Annotated in this window: 19 protein-coding genes and 2 tRNA genes; 5 read left to right on the top strand and 16 right to left on the bottom strand. The window is 63.4% G+C overall.

Features of this window, described 5'->3' with window-relative positions; genetic code table 11:
• Positions 1–57: 57 nt before the first annotated feature.
• The gene (locus ACTSLZ_RS07935) at positions 58–567 is read left to right on the top strand and encodes a GNAT family N-acetyltransferase (RefSeq protein ID WP_129314329.1); all 510 of its coding nucleotides are present in this window, start codon (positions 58–60) and stop codon (positions 565–567) included.
• Between the two features lie 38 nt (positions 568–605).
• On the opposite strand, the gene ACTSLZ_RS07930 is transcribed toward ACTSLZ_RS07935, so the two are convergent.
• Together ACTSLZ_RS07930 and ACTSLZ_RS07925 are read right to left on the bottom strand one after the other, a co-directional pair.
• Entirely contained in the window at positions 606–1,379 is a 774-nt protein-coding gene (locus tag ACTSLZ_RS07930; protein WP_443094658.1) for an SOS response-associated peptidase, read from the bottom strand.
• On the bottom strand, positions 1,358–2,053 hold the full coding sequence (locus ACTSLZ_RS07925) for a lipoyl protein ligase domain-containing protein (protein ID WP_443094657.1): 696 nt from the start codon (positions 2,051–2,053) through the stop codon (positions 1,358–1,360). The genes ACTSLZ_RS07930 and ACTSLZ_RS07925 overlap by 22 nt, the downstream gene beginning before the upstream one ends.
• A 168-nt stretch (positions 2,054–2,221) precedes the next feature.
• Here ACTSLZ_RS07925 and ACTSLZ_RS07920 point away from each other — a divergent pair, with 168 nt between their 5' ends.
• Entirely contained in the window at positions 2,222–3,676 is a 1,455-nt protein-coding gene (locus tag ACTSLZ_RS07920) for a SulP family inorganic anion transporter (protein WP_443096115.1), read from the top strand.
• Positions 3,677–3,757: 81 nt separating this feature from the next.
• Here ACTSLZ_RS07920 and ACTSLZ_RS07915 read toward each other — a convergent pair whose 3' ends face one another.
• The 6 genes from ACTSLZ_RS07915 to ACTSLZ_RS07890 all read right to left on the bottom strand — a co-directional run bounded on the left by ACTSLZ_RS07915 (position 3,758) and on the right by ACTSLZ_RS07890 (position 10,269).
• Positions 3,758–4,492 carry an SRPBCC domain-containing protein gene (locus tag ACTSLZ_RS07915; protein WP_443094656.1) on the bottom strand — a complete coding sequence of 245 codons (735 nt, stop codon included), beginning with the start codon at positions 4,490–4,492 and terminating at the stop codon, positions 3,758–3,760.
• Between the two features lie 210 nt (positions 4,493–4,702).
• Positions 4,703–5,677, bottom strand: a complete 975-nt coding sequence (gene nrdF, locus ACTSLZ_RS07910; protein ID WP_443096114.1) for a class 1b ribonucleoside-diphosphate reductase subunit beta — start codon at positions 5,675–5,677, stop codon at positions 4,703–4,705.
• 148 nt (positions 5,678–5,825) lie between these two features.
• Positions 5,826–8,006 (bottom strand): class 1b ribonucleoside-diphosphate reductase subunit alpha, encoded by a 2,181-nt coding sequence (gene nrdE / locus ACTSLZ_RS07905; protein ID WP_156265289.1) that lies wholly within the window; start codon positions 8,004–8,006, stop codon positions 5,826–5,828.
• Positions 7,976–8,440, bottom strand: coding sequence for a class Ib ribonucleoside-diphosphate reductase assembly flavoprotein NrdI (nrdI, locus tag ACTSLZ_RS07900; protein ID WP_238692269.1), 465 nt, complete (start codon positions 8,438–8,440; stop codon positions 7,976–7,978). The genes nrdE and nrdI overlap by 31 nt, the downstream gene beginning before the upstream one ends.
• A 177-nt stretch (positions 8,441–8,617) precedes the next feature.
• A complete protein-coding gene (gene nrdH / locus ACTSLZ_RS07895) occupies positions 8,618–8,854 on the bottom strand; it encodes a glutaredoxin-like protein NrdH (RefSeq protein ID WP_129314323.1) in 237 nt (78 codons plus the stop codon).
• Between the two features lie 314 nt (positions 8,855–9,168).
• A complete protein-coding gene (locus ACTSLZ_RS07890; RefSeq protein WP_129314322.1) occupies positions 9,169–10,269 on the bottom strand; it encodes an App1 family protein in 1,101 nt (366 codons plus the stop codon).
• A gap of 256 nt (positions 10,270–10,525) precedes the next feature.
• On the opposite strand from ACTSLZ_RS07890, the gene ACTSLZ_RS07885 reads away from it, so the two are divergent.
• Both ACTSLZ_RS07885 and ACTSLZ_RS07880 read left to right on the top strand, forming a co-directional pair.
• A complete protein-coding gene (locus ACTSLZ_RS07885; RefSeq protein WP_129314512.1) occupies positions 10,526–11,929 on the top strand; it encodes a DASS family sodium-coupled anion symporter in 1,404 nt (467 codons plus the stop codon).
• Between the two features lie 77 nt (positions 11,930–12,006).
• Positions 12,007–12,681: a metal-dependent transcriptional regulator gene (locus tag ACTSLZ_RS07880; protein ID WP_178979793.1), complete on the top strand. Its 675-nt coding sequence runs from the start codon at positions 12,007–12,009 to the stop codon at positions 12,679–12,681.
• Here the strand turns inward: ACTSLZ_RS07880 and ACTSLZ_RS07875 are convergent.
• The 3 genes from ACTSLZ_RS07875 to ACTSLZ_RS07865 are packed head-to-tail and all read right to left on the bottom strand — an operon-like array spanning position 12,678 to position 15,324.
• Complete coding sequence (locus tag ACTSLZ_RS07875; protein ID WP_443094655.1) at positions 12,678–13,574, bottom strand: metal ABC transporter permease; 897 nt, start codon at positions 13,572–13,574, stop codon at positions 12,678–12,680. The genes ACTSLZ_RS07880 and ACTSLZ_RS07875 overlap by 4 nt on opposite strands.
• The gene (locus ACTSLZ_RS07870; RefSeq protein ID WP_443094654.1) at positions 13,571–14,344 is read right to left on the bottom strand and encodes a metal ABC transporter ATP-binding protein; all 774 of its coding nucleotides are present in this window, start codon (positions 14,342–14,344) and stop codon (positions 13,571–13,573) included. Before ACTSLZ_RS07870 ends, ACTSLZ_RS07875 begins: the two co-directional genes overlap by 4 nt.
• The gene (locus ACTSLZ_RS07865) at positions 14,341–15,324 is read right to left on the bottom strand and encodes a metal ABC transporter substrate-binding protein (protein WP_443094653.1); all 984 of its coding nucleotides are present in this window, start codon (positions 15,322–15,324) and stop codon (positions 14,341–14,343) included. Before ACTSLZ_RS07865 ends, ACTSLZ_RS07870 begins: the two co-directional genes overlap by 4 nt.
• A 301-nt stretch (positions 15,325–15,625) precedes the next feature.
• Here ACTSLZ_RS07865 and ACTSLZ_RS07860 point away from each other — a divergent pair, with 301 nt between their 5' ends.
• Positions 15,626–16,618, top strand: a complete 993-nt coding sequence (locus tag ACTSLZ_RS07860; RefSeq protein ID WP_443094652.1) for an alpha/beta hydrolase — start codon at positions 15,626–15,628, stop codon at positions 16,616–16,618.
• Between the two features lie 67 nt (positions 16,619–16,685).
• Here the strand turns inward: ACTSLZ_RS07860 and ACTSLZ_RS07855 are convergent.
• The 5 genes from ACTSLZ_RS07855 to ACTSLZ_RS07835 form a co-directional block, all read right to left on the bottom strand.
• Positions 16,686–16,758 (bottom strand) — tRNA-Ala (locus ACTSLZ_RS07855).
• Between the two features lie 65 nt (positions 16,759–16,823).
• Positions 16,824–17,108, bottom strand: a complete 285-nt coding sequence (locus tag ACTSLZ_RS07850) for an antibiotic biosynthesis monooxygenase family protein (protein ID WP_129314317.1) — start codon at positions 17,106–17,108, stop codon at positions 16,824–16,826.
• Between the two features lie 126 nt (positions 17,109–17,234).
• A tRNA-Ala gene (locus ACTSLZ_RS07845) sits at positions 17,235–17,307 on the bottom strand.
• A 125-nt stretch (positions 17,308–17,432) separates the two neighbouring features.
• Entirely contained in the window at positions 17,433–17,858 is a 426-nt protein-coding gene (rsfS, locus tag ACTSLZ_RS07840; RefSeq protein WP_178979788.1) for a ribosome silencing factor, read from the bottom strand.
• A 32-nt stretch (positions 17,859–17,890) separates the two neighbouring features.
• Complete coding sequence (locus tag ACTSLZ_RS07835) at positions 17,891–18,736, bottom strand: hypothetical protein (RefSeq protein ID WP_443094651.1); 846 nt, start codon at positions 18,734–18,736, stop codon at positions 17,891–17,893.
• Between the last annotated feature and the right edge of the window lie 20 nt (positions 18,737–18,756).

Below are 18,756 nucleotides of genomic sequence, written 5' to 3'. Positions count from 1 at the left end.
TAAGTGACAGTTCCCGGTTGCATGGCGTGACCGGACGGCAGAACGCGGGAGGTTATCGTGAGCGGCACGATCACACTTATCGGAAAAACGTGGGCAAACACGCGCCCCCTGAAGGTCACCACGCGACCGGTCACCGAGGAAGACGCGGACGGCCTCGCCAAGCTCTTTTTCGCTTCCTACGACGACCAGTCCGTCGTCGGCAGCCAGGCGGAAGCCCTCGAAATCATTCACAAGGTTTTCAACGGGGATTTCGGCGCTCTGATCGAGTCTGCGTCACCCGTGGTGGTCGATGGTTCCGGGCGCCTGGTCGCCGCGGCTCTCGTCCTGGATTCTCGGGTCGGCAACGACGTTCCGGATGCGCCCTATATCTTCGAATTGTTCACCGCGGCGTCCCGGCGGCGTGAGGGCTTCGCCGAGCAGTTGCTGCGTATTGCGATCGACGAGCTCTACCGTCTGGGTCACGAAGAGGTCGCCCTGCGAATCGCGGAGGACAATTCACCTGCTCTGGCGCTGTACTTGACCCTGGACTTCAAACGATGGATTCCGGAGGACGATTCGGAGCTCTGATCGTCCCCTGCGGGCTCCCGCGATGACGCTGGGCCGGGCTAGATCAACCGAGAGACGGGTTCGATCAGGTCCGGCCCGTTGTTTGCCACAGAGCCGACCTCGCGGCCGACTTCGGTGAGGATCCAGTGGCTCGCGACGTCGTAGGCGTTGTCACGAACCCGCTCGACGGCTTCCTCCGGGCTGTGCTCGGCGCGGAGCCACGAGGTCAATTCGTCGTCGTTGTCCCCGGTGAATCGCAGCGGTATGGGCAAACGATCGTGAAGTCGGGCGAGTTCGCCGAGCGTCTCGTCCTTCCGTGCGGCCTCGTCATCGGGTGAGGCGGTGGTCAGGATCGTCGTCGACAGCAACCATTGGCCTGCGTCCTCTCCCGAGGGGATCTTCCACCATTCGTAGAGCCCGGCGAAGTAGATGCTGACCTGCGGATCGCGCGGGTGGACGAAGTACGGGGTCTTGGGGGTCTTGCCACGACCCGACCCGCTCTCCTCGGTGTGCTTGGCCCATTCGTAGTATCCGTTGGCCGGGACAGCGCATCGTTGGGTTTTCACGGCGTGACGGAAGGTTGGCTTCTCGACCACGGTTTCGGAGCGCGCGTTGAATGCCCTCGACGAAAAGGATTCGTCCTTGGCCCACCGGGGCAGGAGCCCCCAGCGGGCGGAGTGGATCCGGCGCGTCCACGAGTCGTTCTCCTGGTGATCGACCAGAATCGGTACGGTCCGGGTCGGAGCGACGTTGTAGTCGGCGATCGACTCGTCCAGTTCGACGCCGCCGAGCAGATCTCCCTGGGCCCTGGCTATGACATATCGTCCACACATCGCTTGTCCCATTCCTCGTAGGCTTCCAGTACCGCGTCCTCCACATCATCCCACCGAACCTCCGGAACGGCCATCGATACGGAGCCCACGGTGCGCGGGTCCATCGGTATGTGCAACGCCCTGTAGACATCATTGAGGACCGCTCGGAGGGGCTCCGGGCGGGAGACGACGACGCCGGCCGAGAACCACCACGCACCTGAGACGACACGTTGCGCGGTGCCGACCACTTTGACCTTCTGACCGCCCGGCGCGATTCCGTGGACGCTGTATTCTCCCGCGCAGTACTCCCCCGGCAGCTCGCCGACGTCGGCCGGCATGCCCAGGCCGTCGAGAATGCGTGCCCAGAGTCGGCCGAAGCTGCGGTATCTGGCCATCGTCCCGCTGGTGGGGTCTTGGGTACGGACCAGGTGGTCCACGATCATGCAGTCCGAATGGTAAGCAGCTGCACGTCCGCCGACTTTTCGGACCCACGGGACGAAACCGTGCACCTCGCATGCCTGGCGGGCTGCGTCGAATCCGGGGTTGAGTTCGTCGCGCCGCCCGAATCCCATGATGGGACCGGGTCTCGAGAACCTCAGGATGGGCTGTTCATCCCCCGACGCGACTCGACGCAGCCGGGACAGCGTCGATTCATAGTCTTCCGCGACGGACCCGAGGTGACGTTCGATCAGCATGGCGCCTCCGCTCTGGGAATCGGACTCTCCGAGGATACCTGGATCGGCCCGCACTCTGATTCATGAGCACAACGTGGGCTGCTATACCCTGGTATCCGTCGTACCTCCAGGTCAGGAGCTTTCCCCGTGGCATCGTCCTCCACCTCGTCGCCCCGCCCCAGTACCGTGATGAGCGCCGTCCGTCACCCGCGGCAGGGGGTGACCGAACTGCTCGCCGGCGTCGTGACCTCTCTGGCGCTGATCCCGGAGGCCACGGCCTTCGCGATCGTGACCGGCCTGGATCCTCGCACAGGGCTCTTCGGTGCTGTGATCATCGCTTTGGTCACCTCCGTGCTCGGCGGCAGGCCCGCGATGGTCTCCGCCGCCGCAGGGTCGGTGGCTCTTGTCGCCGCGCCGCTCATCATGAGCCACGGTCTCCAGTACTATCTGGCCGCGGTGGTCCTCTCCGGGGTCATCCAGATCCTGTTGGCAGCCGTCGGGGCCGCCAAGCTCATGCGGTTCATTCCCCGGTCGGTCATGAAGGGATTCGTCAACGCCCTGGCGATCCTGATCTTCAGCTCCCAGTTGCCGGAACTCATGGGAGTTCCATCGCTCGTGTACCCCCTCGTGGCCCTGGGTCTGGTCATCGTTTTCGTGCTTCCTCGAATCACGACGGTGATTCCCGCGCCGCTGGTTGCGATCGTCGTCGTCACCGGGGTTGCGGTGCTGGCCGGCGGCGCCGCGCCCACGGTCGGACAGAAAGGCTCCCTGCCGGACGCGCTGCCGGTGCCCGGCATCCCCGACGTCCCGTGGACGGCGGAAACCTTCGTCACGATCGCCCCGATTGCGGTCGCCATGGCGATCGTGGGCCTGATCGAGTCGCTTCTGACCGCGAAGCTGGTAGACGATCTGACGGATTCCCATTCGTCCAAGACCAAAGAATCCTGGGCCCTGGGGATCGCGAACACGGTTTCCGGGCTGTTCGGCTGTTCCGCCGGTTGCGCCATGATCGGGCAAACCATGATCAACGTGAAGGCGGGGGCCCGGACTCGGCTCTCGTCCGTGGCCGCGGCCCTCTCCGTGCTCGCCCTGATCATGAGTCTCCACGGCGTCCTGGCGATCATTCCGATGGCGGCCTTGGTCGCGGTGATGATCTACGTCGCCTTCACGACCTTCGACTGGCATTCGATCAGTCCGCGCCTGCTCCGTCGGATGCCGGTGGCGGAAACATTGATCATGGTGCTCACGGTTCTGGTGACCGTGCTGACGCACAATCTGGCTCTCGGCGTCGGGGTCGGAGTCGTCGCGGCAATGATCGCTTTCGCCCGGAGGGTTGCGCACGTGGTCCACGTCGAGAGAACCGTGACCAACGAGGAAGGCGACGTACCGACGACGGCGACCTACACGATTCACGGAACGCTGTTCTTCGCGTCCTCGAATGACCTCTACTACTCGTTCAGGTATGCCGAGGACCCGCACGAGGTGGTCCTCGACTTCAATGACGCACGCATCTGGGACGCCTCAACGGTTGCCTCCGTGGACTCCATCACCCACCGATACGAAAAGAACGGACACGAGGTCCAGGTGGTGGGCCTGGACCCCGCGTCCGCTCGTTTGCATGGCCGGTTGAGCGGCAGCCTCTGATCGGTGCCGTGACTCGATGCGTCGTAGCTCGTGGCCGGTTCAGCGATCGACGTGGTCAGTCGGTGCCTGGGGCAACTGGGGTCATGCGGTTGCCTCGCCCTTGTAGAACGCGGCGGTGCGTTCGGCCTGAGCATGGGCAGTGTCCTCGTCGGACCCTGCGGCGATCTGGGCTTTCTCCCAGGCCTTCGCGGTCGCGTCGATGAATCGTTTGCCTCGTTCGGATCCTTCGAGTTCTTCCATCCGCTGGCGGACCGTCGCGGCTCGGCCGCTCAGGAAGGCGTGGAGGGCAAGGAAAGCACCGTCCCAGCCGACGCCGGTCGCGCCCGCCCCGTACGTGTCCCAGTGTTCATTGGCCGGTACACGATGCCGAAGGGTCAACGACGACCCTGCCGCGGTTTGGGTGATCGAAATCTGCAACTCGCTGTCCTGACCATCGTTGGTCCACGTGAGCTGCAGGAGCCTGGGAGCGTCGAAGATCTGGACAGTGCCTTCGGTCCCGGTCTTCTCGGTCCGGAACCGGCGGTCTTCCTTCGAGGTGACTGTGACCGGCTCGAACCACACCGCGAGGTTCTCGGGATCCGTCAGGGCCGCCCAGATTTCGTGCGGTGCATTCGTGAAGGTTTGTTCCACCACGATCACGTGGTGATTCTCTTTGTTCCCCACCTGGCGGTATACGCGCTCGAGCTGAAGGTCCGCAGGATGCTTGGGCGCCCCCGGACGGCCGAATGGGTCCTTGTCGCCCGCGGGCTCTCCCGCGGCCTGCTCGGCGTTCTTGTCGGCTGGGGCTTCTTCCACTGATGACGCACTGTGTGCCACTCTGCACTCCTCATCTCGATGTGACTGCCTCTTCGAGAATACGACGCAGCGCCGGAACATGGCGACTTCGGCGCGCAACCTGAAAAACCTGCGCTCCCTGCATTGCGCTGGCGTCGTCGGCACCCCGTCCAACGCAAAGGCCGGGCACGCGACTGGTTGCGTGCCCGGCCCGTATCGCCACGCGGAAGTGCGCGTGGTGAGATCAGCGGCTCAGAAGTCCCAGTCCTCGTCCTCAGTGTTGACGGCCTTGCCAATCACGTAGGAGGAACCTGAACCCGAGAAGAAGTCGTGGTTCTCGTCGGCATTCGGCGACAGGGCCGACAGGATGGCCGGGGACACATCGGTCACCGACGACGGGAACATCGCTTCGTAGCCCAAGTTCATGAGGGCCTTGTTCGCGTTGTAGTGGAGGAACTTCTTGACGTCCTCGGAGAGGCCGACGCCGTCGTAGAGCGAGTGCGTGTAGGCGACCTCGTTCTCGTACAGCTCGAACAACAGCTCGAAGGTGTAGTCCTTGAGCTCCTGCCGGCTCTCCTCGGTCTCGTTCTCCAGGCCGCGCTGGTACTTGTACCCGATGTAGTAGCCGTGCACCGCCTCGTCGCGGATGATGAGCCGGATCAGGTCCGCGGTATTGGTCAGCTTGGCGTGCGAGGACCAGTACATCGGCAAGTAGAAGCCTGAGTAGAACAAGAAGGACTCCAGCAGGGTCGAGGCGACCTTCTTCTTCAGCGGGTGGTCGCCCTGGTAGAAGTCCATGATGATATTGGCCTTCTTCTGAAGGTACTCGTTCTCACGGGACCACCGGAAGACTTCGTCGATCTCCTTGGTCGAGCACAGGGTCGAGAAGATCGAGGAGTAGGACTTCGCGTGCACCGACTCCATGAACGCGATGTTCGTGTAGACGGCCTCCTCATGCGGTGTCAGCGCATCCGGGAGAAGCGCGACCGCACCGGCGGTCCCCTGAATCGTGTCGAGAAGGGTCAGACCGGTGAAGACCCTCATCGTCAGCTGCTTTTCCTCGTCGCTCAACGTCGCCCAGGACTGGACGTCGTTGGACAGCGGGACCTTCTCGGGCAACCAGAAGTTGCCGGTCAACCGGTCCCAGACCTCGAGGTCCTTCTCGTCGGGGATGCGGTTCCAGTTGATGGCCTCGACGTTGTGGACCAGTTCGACCTTTTCGCTCATCATGACGGGCATGACTCCTTTTGCGCTCGCGGCGCCTCGTCGCGTGGGATGTGGGGGTGTATCGAAGATACGGCGAGTCCGCTCGGATCAGAGCACGACGTCGCCCGGAGCGGCCGGCGGCACGTCGACCGCCGGCCGCTCCTCGGCCTTACAGCATGCAGGACACGCAGCCCTCGACCTCGGTTCCCTCGAGGGCGAGCTGCCGCAGGCGCACGTAGTAGATCGTCTTGATCCCCTTGCGCCACGCATAGATCTGGGCCTTGTTGATGTCGCGCGTCGTCGCGGTGTCCGGGAAGAACAACGTCAGGGACAGGCCCTGGTCCACGTGCTGCGTGGCCGCGGCGTAGGTGTCGATGATCTTCTCGTAGCCGATCTCGTACGCGTCCTGGAAGTACTCCAGGTTGTCATTGTCCAAGTAAGGGGCCGGGTAGTAGACGCGACCCAGCTTGCCTTCCTTGCGGATCTCGATTTTGGAAGCGATCGGGTGGATCGACGAGGTCGAACCGTTGATGTACGAGATCGAGCCCGTCGGCGGGACGGCCTGGAGGTTCTGGTTGTAGATACCGTGTTCCATCACGCTCGCCCGGAGATCCTCCCAATCCGACTGCGTCGGAAGGTGAACGTCGGCGAACAGTTCCCGAACCCGCTCCGTGGCCGGCTCCCACGTCTGCTTCGTGTACTTGTCGAAGAACTCGCCCGAGGCGTACTCCGAGTTCTCGAAGCCCGCGAAGGTTTCCCCGCGCTCGATCGCCAACCTGTTGGAGGCCCGCAACGCGTGGTAGAGCACCGTGTAGAAGTACATGTTCGTGAAGTCGATGCCTTCTTCGGAGCCGTAGAAGATTCGCTCCCGCGCCAGGTACCCGTGCAAGTTCATCTGGCCCAGCCCGATCGCGTGCGACATCGAGTTGCCGCGCGCGATGGAGGGAACCGACTCGATGTCTGACATGTCCGACACGGCGGTGAGCCCACGGATCGCCGTCTCAATGGTGTGACCGAAGTCCGGGGAGTCCATCGTCTGGGCAACGTTGAGCGAGCCCAGGTTGCACGAGATGTCCTTGCCGATGCTCTCGTAGTCCAGTCCCGGGTTGTACTCGGACGGCTGGGAGACCTGAAGGATCTCGGAGCACAGGTTGGACATGATGACCTTGCCGTCGATCGGGTTGGCCCGGTTCACCGTGTCCTCGAACATGACGTAGGGGTACCCGGACTCGAACTGGATCTCGGCGAGAGTCTGGAAGAACTCGCGAGCGTTGATCTTCTTCTTCTCGATCCTGGGATCGTCGACCATCTCGTAGTACTTCTCGGTGACGCTGATGTCCGAGAACGGCATGCCGTAGACGCGCTCGACGTCGTACGGGGAGAACAGGTACATCTCCTCATTGCGCTTGGCCAGTTCGAACGTGATGTCCGGGATGACGACGCCGAGCGAGAGGGTCTTGATGCGAATTTTCTCGTCCGCGTTCTCGCGCTTGGTGTCCAGGAAGCGGTAGATGTCCGGGTGGTGGGCGTGCAGGTACACGGCCCCGGCACCCTGGCGGGCACCCAGCTGGTTCGCGTAGGAGAAGGAATCCTCCAGCAGCTTCATCACGGGGATCACGCCCGAGGACTGGTTCTCGATCTTCTTGATCGGGGCCCCCGATTCGCGCAGGTTCGTCAGGGCGAAGGCGACGCCTCCCCCGCGCTTGGAGAGCTGCAGCGCAGAGTTGATCGAACGACCGATCGACTCCATGTTGTCCTCGATGCGCAGCAGGAAGCAGGACACGAGTTCACCGCGCTGCTTCTTGCCCGCGTTGAGGAAGGTCGGCGTCGCCGGCTGGAAACGACCCGAGATGATCTCCTCCACGAGGCTCGTGGCCACCCGCTCGTCGCCCCTGGCCAGGGCGAGGGCCACCATGACCACCCTGTCCTCGAAGCGCTCGAGGTACCGTTGCCCGTCGAACGTCTTGAGCGTGTACGAGGTGTAGAACTTGAAGGCGCCCAGGAAGGTCGGGAAGCGGAACTTCTTGGAGTATGCGAGCTTGGAGAGCGACCGGATGAAATCCATCGAGTACTGCTCCAGGACCTCCGGCTCGTAGTACTGGTGCTCCACCAGGTACTTGAGCTTCTCCTCGAGGTCGTGGAAGAACACGGTGTTGTTGTTGACGTGCTGCAGGAAGTACTGGCGCGCGGCCTGCCGATCGGCGTCGAACTGGATCATCCCGTTCGCGTCGTAGAGATTCAGCATCGCGTTGAGTTCGTGGTAGCCGAGCCCCTTGTACTTCTCGGGGATCGACGGGTCGTCGTGACCGCGCTCGGCGTTCACTTCGAGAGTTGGAAGTTTTGTGTCCAAAACGCTTTCAGTCCTTCGTTGACGCGGGCAACATCGTCGCTGGTGCCCATGAGCTCGAATTTGTACAGAACGGGAACCTCGCACTTTGCCGCGATCTTGTCCGCGGCGATGCAGAACAGTTCCCCGAAGTTGGTGTTCCCGGCTCCGATGACCCCGAGCATCAGAGCCCGGTTCTTCGGTTCCCGAAGGAACTTCATGACTTGAGGCGGCACGGCCCCGCCGGAGCGAGGACGTCCGTAGGTCGGAATGCACAGCACGAAGGGCCGATCCATCAGGATCGTGTCCTCGCCGGTGCGAAGCGGAAGCCGAATCGATTCGGCGTCCAACTTGTCCACGAACTTGTGCGTGTTCCCGGAGACGGAGGAGAAGTAGACGAGCACGGGCTCGTTTGCCGACGCCGGTATGTCGCGGTGGTCTTCAAGGACGGTTTCCACAGTGGTCGCCCCCCAAATAATCTGGCGATGTCGAGGTATGCGTGACCGGCCGCGGGTGGGGGTCTGATGCACCGCCACCCTATAGGTGTTCAACACTCGCGGGGTCGATGTTGTTCCTCGTGTCCCGCGGCCGCGGCCCGGTCCATCCGCTCTCGCGGATGGCACCGGACGAGAGGATCAGGAAGCGAGAGCCGCTTCCAGGGTCCCGATCTTGTCCGGGCGGAAACCCGACCAGTGGTCATCCTCGGTCTCCACCACCGGGGCCTGCATGTATCCGAGGCCCTTGATGTGCTCGAGGGCCTGGGCATCCTCGGTCACGTCGACGACGTCGTAGGAGATGCCGCGCTTGTCCAGGGCACGGTAGGTCGCGTTGCACTGGACGCAGGCGGGCTTGGTGTAAACGGTGATGGACATGCATTCTCCTTTTGCAGTGTGGCGGCAACCTCTGCTCCGAGCTCCGTTTCCCGGGGGTGGGATGACGGTGCGGGTCCGGTTGAAGGGTTCCGCTCAATACTACATCTAGTGTCGCACCGAAAAAGCCCCCACAACATATTAGGTTTTTTCGCCGAGAAGTTATCCCCACCCTGTGCAAATGACACCGTTGTAGTCGTGGCGCGGAATGACGCGGACGATGCTTTCCTCATGGCGCTCCGACCACAGATTGTCCACAGACGATCCGTCCAAAAATTTCTTCCGGAGTCCGAATCGGTCGTGTCGCACCCCGTCGACTAGAGCAGCCCAGAGTGCCTCAGTTTGTCCGAGAGCGTGCCACCGTCATTGGCCTCCATCCAGAGGGACCCCGCCGCGATCTCCCGCGCCCGGTCGTCGCCCCAGACCCGTCCAGAGGCCAGAACGGACTCCCCGACGGTGAGGTTCCGGATCACGATGGCGGCCACGTTCTCCGGGTAGCGCAGGGCGAAGCCGTTGTAGATGTCGGGGTCCCGCTGTCCGTCGTCGCCCACCAGAATCCATTTCATGTCCGGAAACTCCCTGGCCAGTCGCTTGAGCGAATCGACCTTGTGGGCCGCGCCCGACCGGAACCATCGCGTCCTGGTCGGCCCCCAGTCCGTGAGCAGCAAGGTGCCTTCCGGGTAGGCGTTCCTGGACAGGAACCGGCGCAACGTGGGGGCCACGTTCCAGGCGCCGGTGGACAGGTACATGATCGGTGCATGCGGGTGGGCCCTGTGCAACCGTTCGAGGAAGACCGGCATTCCCGGTGTCGGCATCCTGGCGTGCTCGCTCAGCACGAAGGAGTTCCACGCAGCCAGGAGCGGGCGCGGAAGGGCAGTCACCATGATCGTGTCGTCGACGTCGCAAATGATCCCGATCTTCTCGTCATCGGGAACCACGTAGACCGTCGAGGAGACGACGTCGGATCCGGCTGTGCTCATCCTGACCGTGTGGACCCCAGGGGCAAGCTCGATGGCGAGCTCGACGTCGATCACTCCCCCGTGGTCCGCGGAAACCTGAAAGTGCTGGTCGCCGATCACGACGTCGATCTCGGCGTTGGCAATCGGAACGGAGGTGAAGGACCGCCACCCCCGGGCCGGGCTCGTCGCTCGCTGATCGCCCGCAAAGGAATCGATGATGTCGGAGAACATCATGGTCTTGTAGACGGCTCTCCCCAGAACCCGAACCCAGCTGGTCTTGCCGTATCCGACGAACGGCACGATGACGGGTTCGTTGCCCGCCCTGACCGCGGACTTCTCGCGGCTCTCGTGGATGCGGTCGGCCACGCGGTAGGCGATATTGACGGCTTCACGACCCACGGAGGGCGTTCGGCGCTTCTTCGGGAGGAACCGTCGGGCCGGAGGCCGGGAATCTGCCATGGGTCCAGTGTGTCACACCGGGGTGCACCGGACGGCGCGTGACGAGCCGGCAAATGTGGCGAACGGAACCGTCCCGATCGGCGGATTCGAGGCTGCAAACCCAGGTCGACCTTCTAGGATCGGGAGTCGTCACGATACGGCCAACAGCCGCCTGACCAGCCACAACAGATCTTCTACACGCCAGAGGAACACCGTGAGCAGCGCACCCGCCCGCACGAAAGAACCACAGGCACGCCCAGCGCGTCCGCGCCGGACCATGCCCATCAAAATCGCCGCGATCGTGATCGTGACCCTTGTGATCTATTTCCTCCCCGTCCCGGACGGGGTCGATCCGCGCGGCATGCACATGGCCGGCATCTTCGTCGGAACCATTCTGGGCCTGATCCTCCAACCCCTGCCGACGGCGTCCATGGCGCTGGTCGGGTTGGCAGCGGCCATGATGACCGGAACCATGACGCCGGAGAAAGAGGCCCTTCAGGGATTCGGAAATGCGACCATCTGGCTCATCGTGGCCGCGTTCTTCATTGCCGATGGCTTCCTGATCACGGGGTTGGGTCGTCGCATCGCACTGCTCTTCGTCTCTGTCCTGGGGCGTTCGTCCTTGGGACTCTCCTACGGGATGGCACTCACCGACCTGGTGCTCGCGCCGGCCACCCCCTCGAACACCGCGCGGGCCGGCGGCGTCGTCTACCCGATCGTCACGTCCTTGGCGACGGTCAACGATTCGGAGCCCACGAGCGACGAATCCCGACGACGCCTCGGCTCCTACCTGTCCCTGACCTCGGTCCAGGTCAACACGGTGACGTCAGCGATGTTCGTAACCGCCATGGCCGGCAACCCCCTGGCCGTCAGTTTTGCCTCCCACCAACAGGTCACCATTACGTGGGGAACGTGGGCGCTCGCCGCGATCGTCCCCGGGCTCGTGGCTCTGGCCACCATGCCCTGGGTCATGTCCAAGGTGTACCCGCCTTCTCTCCGGAGCACGCCGGAGGCACCCGCCCAGGCACGTCAGCAACTGCGCGAGGTCGGTCCGATGAGTCGTGCCGAGTGGATCATGCTCGCGACCTTCGTGGTTCTTCTCCTCCTGTGGGTCCTCGGCGGCACACTGGGGATCAATGCGACGGCGGCCGCCTTCCTCGGCGTCGCCATCCTTCTGGTCACCAAGGTGCTCACGTGGAAGGATATGGCCAAGAATTCCGGTGCCTGGTCCACGCTCATCTTCTTCTCGGTCCTGGTCGGAATGGCCACTCACCTCAATACGCTGGGCGTCATCGACTGGATCGGCAACACGGTGAGCTCGTTGGTCGGCGGGATGCCCTGGCCGATTGCCTTCGGGATCCTGGCCCTGGTCTACTTCTACGTCCACTACTTCTTCGCCTCGAATACGGCGCAGATCGTTGCCATGTACTCCGTCTTCCTCGGGGCAGCCATTGGAGCCGGCACGCCAGCCCTGTTCGCCGCGCTGGCCTTCGGCTTCATCGGAAATCTCATTGGTGGAATCTCGCACTACGCCTCCGGTCCTGCGGGGGTCATCTACGGCTCCGGCTATGTGACTACGGCCGAGTGGTTCAAGGTCGGGTTCATTGCTTCGGTGGTCAACATCCTCATTTGGACCGTGGTCGGCTCCGGGTGGATGTTCGTGATGGGCCTGTGGAACTGATCCAGGGGATGGTGTGACGGAGTACTCTCGTACCCGCGGGGTCGAGGCGAGATCGCCGATTCCGTACGATGGTGCTCATGTCCGTCTCCTCATTGACCGAAAGCACGCAGAACTATCTCAAGACCATCTGGTCGCTCAATGAGTGGTCGGAGGAGCCGGTCACCGCGTCGGCCATCTCCGCGGCCACGGGGCTCAGGCTGTCTTCCGTGTCAGATGCCGTGCGCAAGCTGACCACACAGGGCCTGCTCAAGCATGCGCCCTATGGCGCCGTGGCCCTGACGGACGAAGGCCGCGCCCACGCCGTGGCCATGGTCCGGCGGCACCGACTCTTGGAGACTTTCCTCGTGGAGACCCTGGGGTACACGTGGGACCAGGTGCACGACGAAGCCGAGGTCCTGGAGCATTCCGTCTCGGACTTCATGGTCGAGCGCATAGCGGAGCTCCTGGGACATCCCGACCGCGATCCGCACGGAGATCCCATTCCATCGGCCGACGGGATCGTGGACTCCCCCGACGCCACGCGTCTGACGGACGTCCGCCCGGGGGCCACGGTCCGCGTCGTCCGGATCTCCGACGCCGACCCTCGCCTGCTCCAGTATTTTTCCGCCCAGGGCTTGGCGGTCGGGACACAGATCAGCACGTCGGAGGGTGCGCCCTACTCGGGCACGGTGGACATCTCGGTCGACGACGGGGCCCGCCTCACCCTCGGGCGCGAGGCCACCGACTCCGTCTTCGTCGCGGAATCGGCCTAGACAGCGGTCTTCTCCGGGGCGTCCGCTTCGAGCGGCTGCTGCCTGGGATCTCGACGTGCAATCATTCGCCATACCAGGCCCTCGCGCGGGGCGACGAGATACACCAGCGCGAAGATCGAGCCCTGGCACAGCACCACGGAGCCGCCCGAGGAAATGTCCAGGTAGTAGCTCAGGTAGAGACCGACCAGCGACCCGATCACAGACACCGACGGCGCGATCCACAGCATGCGGGACATGCTCTGGCTCAACAGCCGCGCGGTGGCCCCGGGGATCACGAGCATCGCGACCACCAGCACCACTCCGACGGCCTGGAGGGCGACGACGCAGGTCAGCGCGAGAACGCCCAAGAGGATCGAGCCAAGAAGTCTTGGGCTCAGGCCGATGGTCCGCGCATGGCCCGGGTCGAAGGCGAACAGCGTCAGGTCCTTGCGTTTGAACAACAGCACCGCCAGACACACAGCTACCAGGCCGACCACTTGGACCAGGTCCTCAGGGGAAACGCCCAGAAGATTTCCGAAGATGATGTGGTTCAGATCGACCTGGGACGGGGTGACCGAGACCAGGACGAGTCCCAGGGCAAACAAGGTCGTGAACACGATCCCGATGGCGGCGTCCTCCTTGACCCGACTGGTTGCCCTGACTCCACCGATCATGGCGACGGCGAGCACACCGAAGATCGATGCCCCGACCGCGAAGGGCCAGCCCAGCGCGTAAGCCAGCACGACGCCCGGGAGCACCGCATGCGAGACAGCATCTCCCAACAGCGACCAGCCCGTCAGCACGAGCCAGCAGGACAGGACGGCACAGAGGACGGCCGCCAAAAGGGTCGCCACGATCGCCCGCACCATGAAGCCGTATTCGAAGGGTTGCGTGATCAGTTCCAGCAGGTTCATTGTCCGCCTCCGAACGCCAGGGCAAGGTTCTCCGGTTCCACAACGCTCTTGGGAGTCCCCTGGTAGACCACCCGACCGCGCAGCAGGACGGCGCTGTCGGCGAGGCGGTCGATGTTTTCGATGTCGTGCACGGTGATGAGCACCGCGACACCCTCCGAGGCGAGGTCACGCAGGACGCGAATCATCGTGGTGGCCGAGACCGTATCCACGCCCGCGAAGGGTTCGTCGAGCAGCAGCACCTTTGCCTGCTGGGCAAGCGCCCGCGCCAAGAACGCGCGTTTCTTCTGGCCACCGGACAATTCTCCGATCTGCCGGTCCGCCAGATCGGTCAGGCCCACGATCCGAATCGCACGTTCCGTGAGGTCCTTGTCCTCCCGGCGCGGCCTTCGGCTGGGGCCCATCGCTCCGTATCGCCCCATGAGGACGACGTCGCGCACGGACACCGGAAAGTCCCAGTCCACCGACTCCGCCTGCGGCATGTACCCGAGGATTCCGGCTCGCTGGGCCTGCCTCGTGCTCTGTCCCCCAATCCTCACGGTTCCGGCGGAAGGCCTGATCATCCCCGAGATGGCTTTGAACAGGGTGGACTTGCCCGAGCCGTTCATCCCGAGAACCGCGCATACCGTGCCGGCATCGAGCCTCAGGTTCACGTCGCTCAGAGCGCGAAGGTTTCCGTAGTCCACGCTGAGGCCCTCGATCAGCAGCGCCGCTTCGTGGCTGTCTTGTCGGTTGTTCCGTGTCAGTGAATCCTGCTGAGCCCGAACTCTCATTGCGCTGCATCACCGGTCAAGGCTTTGGCAATGGTTTCGGTGTCGTACTTCAACAGATCCACATAGGTGGGCACGGGACCGCCGGACTCCGAGAGGGAATCCACGTACAAGGTTCCTCCGTAATCGGCGCCGGAGGAACGGACCACTTGTTGCATCGTCTTGTCGGACACCGTGGACTCGCAGAACACTGCGGGAGTCCGGCTTGCCTTCACATCATCGGAAATCGCTGACACGCGTTGCGCCGAAGGCTCGGCATCGGAATTGACACCCCACAGGTACTTTTCCTTGAGGCCTGCGTCCTGGGCGAGATAGGAGAAGGCGCCTTCACACGTCACCAAGGTGCGCTGCTCCTCGGGGACCTGGTGCAAACGATCCGTGAGCTGACCGTGAATTCCCTGCAGTCTCTTCTTGTAGTCCTCCGCGTTCTTTCGGAAGTCGTCCTTGTGCTCGGGGGCCAGTTCGGCCAGCGCCTTTTCGATGTTGTCGACGTAAGTCTGTCCAGCCACCGGACTCATCCACGCGTGCGGGTTCGGTGCACCGCGGCCCTCACCTTCCGCGATGTCGATGGGTTGCACTCCGTCGGATACCGTCACCTTGGGCGCCTTCGAATCCTGGGTAAATTTCTCGAACCAGGCTTCGAGATTCATCCCGTTCTCGAGGATCAGATCCGCCGTTGCAGCTTTCTTGATGTCCTCGGGAGTCGGTTCGTATTCGTGGATCTCCGCGCCCGGTTTGGTGATCGATTCGACCGTGACGTGGTCGCCGGCGACACTCTGCGCCATATCGGCCAGAACGGTGAACGTGGTCAGCACCGTCGGTTTCTCCTTGGCGTCCGAGGCGCCGTTGCCTGCGTACGCGCATGACGTTCCAAGCAGTGGAATCGCCAACAGGGACATGATGCGGGCGAGTTTTTTACGTGGCGCGCGAATGCGGTCGACAGCAGCATCCTCGCGCGACCGGGAAGAGTGGAATACGGGCATGGTGGTCCTTTGCCTCTTGTCGGTGCGGTGGACGGCGGGTGGGCCGGTCCCAGGAACGGAAGCTGGATCGTCATCAAGGTGCACCCCGGGGCCCACCCGCCTGCGTACATCATATGTTCGGGGCGCCGTAGTTTCTAGTTTTGTGTCTCGACTCTATGTGTTGGCCTCATTCTCATCTCCCGCGCCTTCGACTCCAGGACCGGGCGTCGCGCCCGAAGTAGCGGAGGAGAAGGTTGGGTTCCGGACGGTAATGTAGCCATGAACGGTCGGCCCGCAGTCGGGCGCCGGGAAAGGATGCACAGTGCGCGAATCACGCTCGACAGGAGAAGCAGTGGGTCCTCCCCCGCCGTTCGACCCGGAACTGGCCCGAGCCCTCGACATCGCGAGGCCTCATATCCCCACCTACAGGACACTGGAGAACATCGCGGAAGTCAGGGCGGCGGTACGCGACTCGGATATCGAAGACCTGACCCTGGGCGGAACCTACGACGTCGTCGATCTCGTCATCCCGGGCCCCGTCGGCGCCCCTGGCGTATCGCTGGTGGTCTGCCGGCCTGTACGCGCGGAAGAGCCCCGGCCGGCGCTCTATTACATGCACGGTGGTGGCATGATCTCCGGGGACGCACGCAAGGGCCTGGCCGATATGGTGCGCCTCGCGTCCACCGTGGGCGCCGCAGTAGTGTCCGTGGAATACCGCCTTGCGCCCGAAACCCCGCACCCTGGCCCCGTGGAGGATTGTTTCTCAGGATTGACGTGGGTGTACGCCCATGGTTCCGAACTCGGCATCGACCCGCATCGTCTGATCGTTGGGGGAAAGAGTGCCGGAGGTGGACTGGCCGCGGCCACGACTCTCCTCGCGAGAGATCGCGGAGGCCCCGAGGTCATCGGACAGTTGCTCTTGTGTCCGATGCTTGACGATCGCAATGACTCGCTCTCTGCGGTGCAGATGGAGGGGCAAGGAGTCTGGGATCGGGCCGACAATCTGACGGGATGGACCGCATTGCTGGGGAGCTCGCGAGGCCGCGATGATGTTTCCCCCTATGCGGCTCCCGCCCGAGCGGTCGATCTTTCCGGGTTACCACCGACTTTCATCGAGGTCGGTTCGGCAGAGACTTTCCGTGACGAGAACGTGCGATTCGCGTCGCGCATATGGCAGGCCGGCGGGCCGTGCGAACTGCACGTGTGGCCCGGTGGATTCCACGGTTTCGACTCGGTGGCCCCTGAAGCAACACTGTCGAAGGACGCCGTTGTCGCCCGGAGGCAGTGGTTGAAGCGTGTCGTGTCTGCGGCCTGATGGGCCGGAAGGATGGCGAACACAAAAAATTGCCCCGCCGTGTGGCGAGGCAATTTTTCGTATGCAGTGGAGCTGAGGGGACTCGAACCCCTGACCCTCTGCATGCCATGCAGATGCGCTACCAGCTGCGCCACAGCCCCAAAGAACTGTTATAGCTTAGCAGACCCCGCCGCCGGACGCCGAATCCGACGGCGGCGTGCGACTGTCATCCCAGGTCGACAACCTCGAATTCGAGCATTCCCTCGGACGTGGACACCGTCGACTGAGGGTCGCGCGGCTGCCGCTGTGCGGCCCAAGCACGGAAGCTTTCTTCGTCGGCCCACCGCGTCAGTACGAAATATTCGGTCTGTTCCCCGGCAGGTCGCAACAACTCGAATCCTTCGAACCCCGGGGCGGAATCGACCGAATGCTTGCGCGCGGCGAATCGGCGTTCCAGTTCCTCGTTGGCACCTGAGGGAACGGACAGCCTATTGATCTTGACGACGGTCATCGAAACTCTCCTTACTCACGATGGTTCGAATTCTAGGCCACGGTGCCCGATCGATGCCGAACCGACAAAAAAATCCGGACCCCCGGCCATCATCGAAATGGCCAAGGATCCGGACCTTGTCATGAGTGGAGCTGAGGGGACTCGAACCCCTGACCCTCTGCATGCCATGCAGATGCGCTACCAGCTGCGCCACAGCCCCATACCAGCATTGAGATCAATGCTTTTTCCGTTGCCCCTCGAGGCAACTCCTTTACTATACGAGCACGCCGGGGCGGGGTGCAAACCGAGAAAAGGTGATCTGCCCCACCCCGCGGCCCGTCGTTGCTAGGACCTCGGTTCGGGCGCCAGTTCACTGGCGTCCGGAAGCTCGTCCACTTCGTCGACTTCACCCTCGACGTCGAGCGGGATGCGTGGGGCCTCCGCCCAGAGCCGGTCCAGGGCGTAGAACTCTCGTTCTTCCTGGTGCTGCACATGCACCACGATGTCGGCAAAATCGAGGAGGACCCACCGGCCGCCCGACTTGCCTTCGCGGCGCAACGGTTTCAGTTCCAGCTGTTCCCTCAGCTGCGTCTCGATTTCGTCGACAATCGCGTCGACCAGGCGCTCATTCGACGCCGAGACGACCAGGAAGCCGTCGATGAGCCCCATGGTCTCGGAGACGTCGTAGGCATTCAGCTGAGTCCCCTGCTTGGATTCCGCGGCCCGGGCCGCGAGCCTGATGGCTTCGACCGATTCTTGTGTTGCGGTCATGGTGTCCTTTCGGAACGGATAGTGTGGCTGGCTCAGAGCAGGAAGATGATTCCCAGGACAATGGCCGCCACGAGAAGGAGAAGAAGAAGTGTGATCAGGGCGATCCGGCCGCCGGACTTCGGCGCCTTCCGGTCCATCCCGGAGAGGTCCAAACCGTGCGCATCGACTGCACGCACCGGCTTCGCGTTCGCCGTTTCGGGGTCCGGCCCTGAATTCTGATTCGTCGGGGCCGGCCCTGGCCGGGTCGCCTCGGTGGTCGGGGAAGGCTCCGGAGCAACGGCTGCGGCCTCGCCTGCCGTTGCATGGGACGTCGACTGGGTGGGCGACGACGTCGACGGAGCCTCCTGGACCGGCAACTCACCGGAAAGCACGTTGTCCGAGGCCTCCGTGCTGGCCGGCCCGAGCACCACGGGAACACCCATGGTCACCGGACCCAGGACGTGTTCGTCGTAGTCCCGTTTGACGTCCGTGCTGCTGAACCCGGACAGATGCGCCGGATTGATGGACAAGGCCGGGGTGTCCGCAACGGTTCCGGACTCGCCCAGAATGTGCCGCTGAACGGCGTTCAGGACATCCTCTTCCTGGAACTTCACCGCCGACGCGTCGTTGGCGATGAAAGCGTCGAATTCCGCCCGTTCGCCGAGCTCGATGAACTCGCCCTGTTCTTCCAGGGTGTCCGACAGCGCCTGGAATCGTTTCTGGATCTCCAGGACGTCCGGTGCCGGCTCCTGGACGGGTACCACGGGCGTGCCTTGGGCGTGGAGCGGCGGCTCTCCCCGGAGTTCGGACAACTGGTCGCGACGGTACCGGGCCAGACGCCTCGGCCCATAGGGCTCCGGCGGCGGCGGAACCCGTGTTCCGTCCTCCGCAACGTACACCTTGTCCGGATCCGCGTACA

The organism is Rothia koreensis (assembly GCF_052232265.1).
Classification (GTDB): Bacteria; Actinomycetota; Actinomycetes; order Actinomycetales; family Micrococcaceae; genus Rothia; species Rothia koreensis.
This window is presented reverse-complemented; position numbering and strand designations above follow the sequence as displayed.

Bases quoted from the DNA above. Each gene is read 5' to 3' on its own strand.
- nrdF (WP_443096114.1), bottom strand. From the start codon at position 5,677: ATGAGCGAAAAGGTCGAACTGGTCCACAACGTCGAGGCCATCAACTGG.
- nrdH (WP_129314323.1), bottom strand. From the start codon at position 8,854: ATGTCCATCACCGTTTACACCAAGCCCGCCTGCGTCCAGTGCAACGCG.
- ACTSLZ_RS07890 (WP_129314322.1), bottom strand. From the start codon at position 10,269: ATGGCAGATTCCCGGCCTCCGGCCCGACGGTTCCTCCCGAAGAAGCGC.
- ACTSLZ_RS07865 (WP_443094653.1), bottom strand. From the start codon at position 15,324: ATGCCCGTATTCCACTCTTCCCGGTCGCGCGAGGATGCTGCTGTCGAC.
- ACTSLZ_RS07850 (WP_129314317.1), bottom strand. From the start codon at position 17,108: ATGACCGTCGTCAAGATCAATAGGCTGTCCGTTCCCTCAGGTGCCAAC.
- ACTSLZ_RS07930 (WP_443094658.1), bottom strand. From the start codon at position 1,379: ATGTGTGGACGATATGTCATAGCCAGGGCCCAGGGAGATCTGCTCGGC.
- ACTSLZ_RS07885 (WP_129314512.1), top strand. From the start codon at position 10,526: ATGCCCATCAAAATCGCCGCGATCGTGATCGTGACCCTTGTGATCTAT.
- ACTSLZ_RS07875 (WP_443094655.1), bottom strand. From the start codon at position 13,574: ATGAACCTGCTGGAACTGATCACGCAACCCTTCGAATACGGCTTCATG.
- ACTSLZ_RS07925 (WP_443094657.1), bottom strand. From the start codon at position 2,053: ATGCTGATCGAACGTCACCTCGGGTCCGTCGCGGAAGACTATGAATCG.
- ACTSLZ_RS07880 (WP_178979793.1), top strand. From the start codon at position 12,007: ATGTCCGTCTCCTCATTGACCGAAAGCACGCAGAACTATCTCAAGACC.
- rsfS (WP_178979788.1), bottom strand. From the start codon at position 17,858: ATGACCGCAACACAAGAATCGGTCGAAGCCATCAGGCTCGCGGCCCGG.
- ACTSLZ_RS07870 (WP_443094654.1), bottom strand. From the start codon at position 14,344: ATGAGAGTTCGGGCTCAGCAGGATTCACTGACACGGAACAACCGACAA.
- ACTSLZ_RS07920 (WP_443096115.1), top strand. From the start codon at position 2,222: ATGAGCGCCGTCCGTCACCCGCGGCAGGGGGTGACCGAACTGCTCGCC.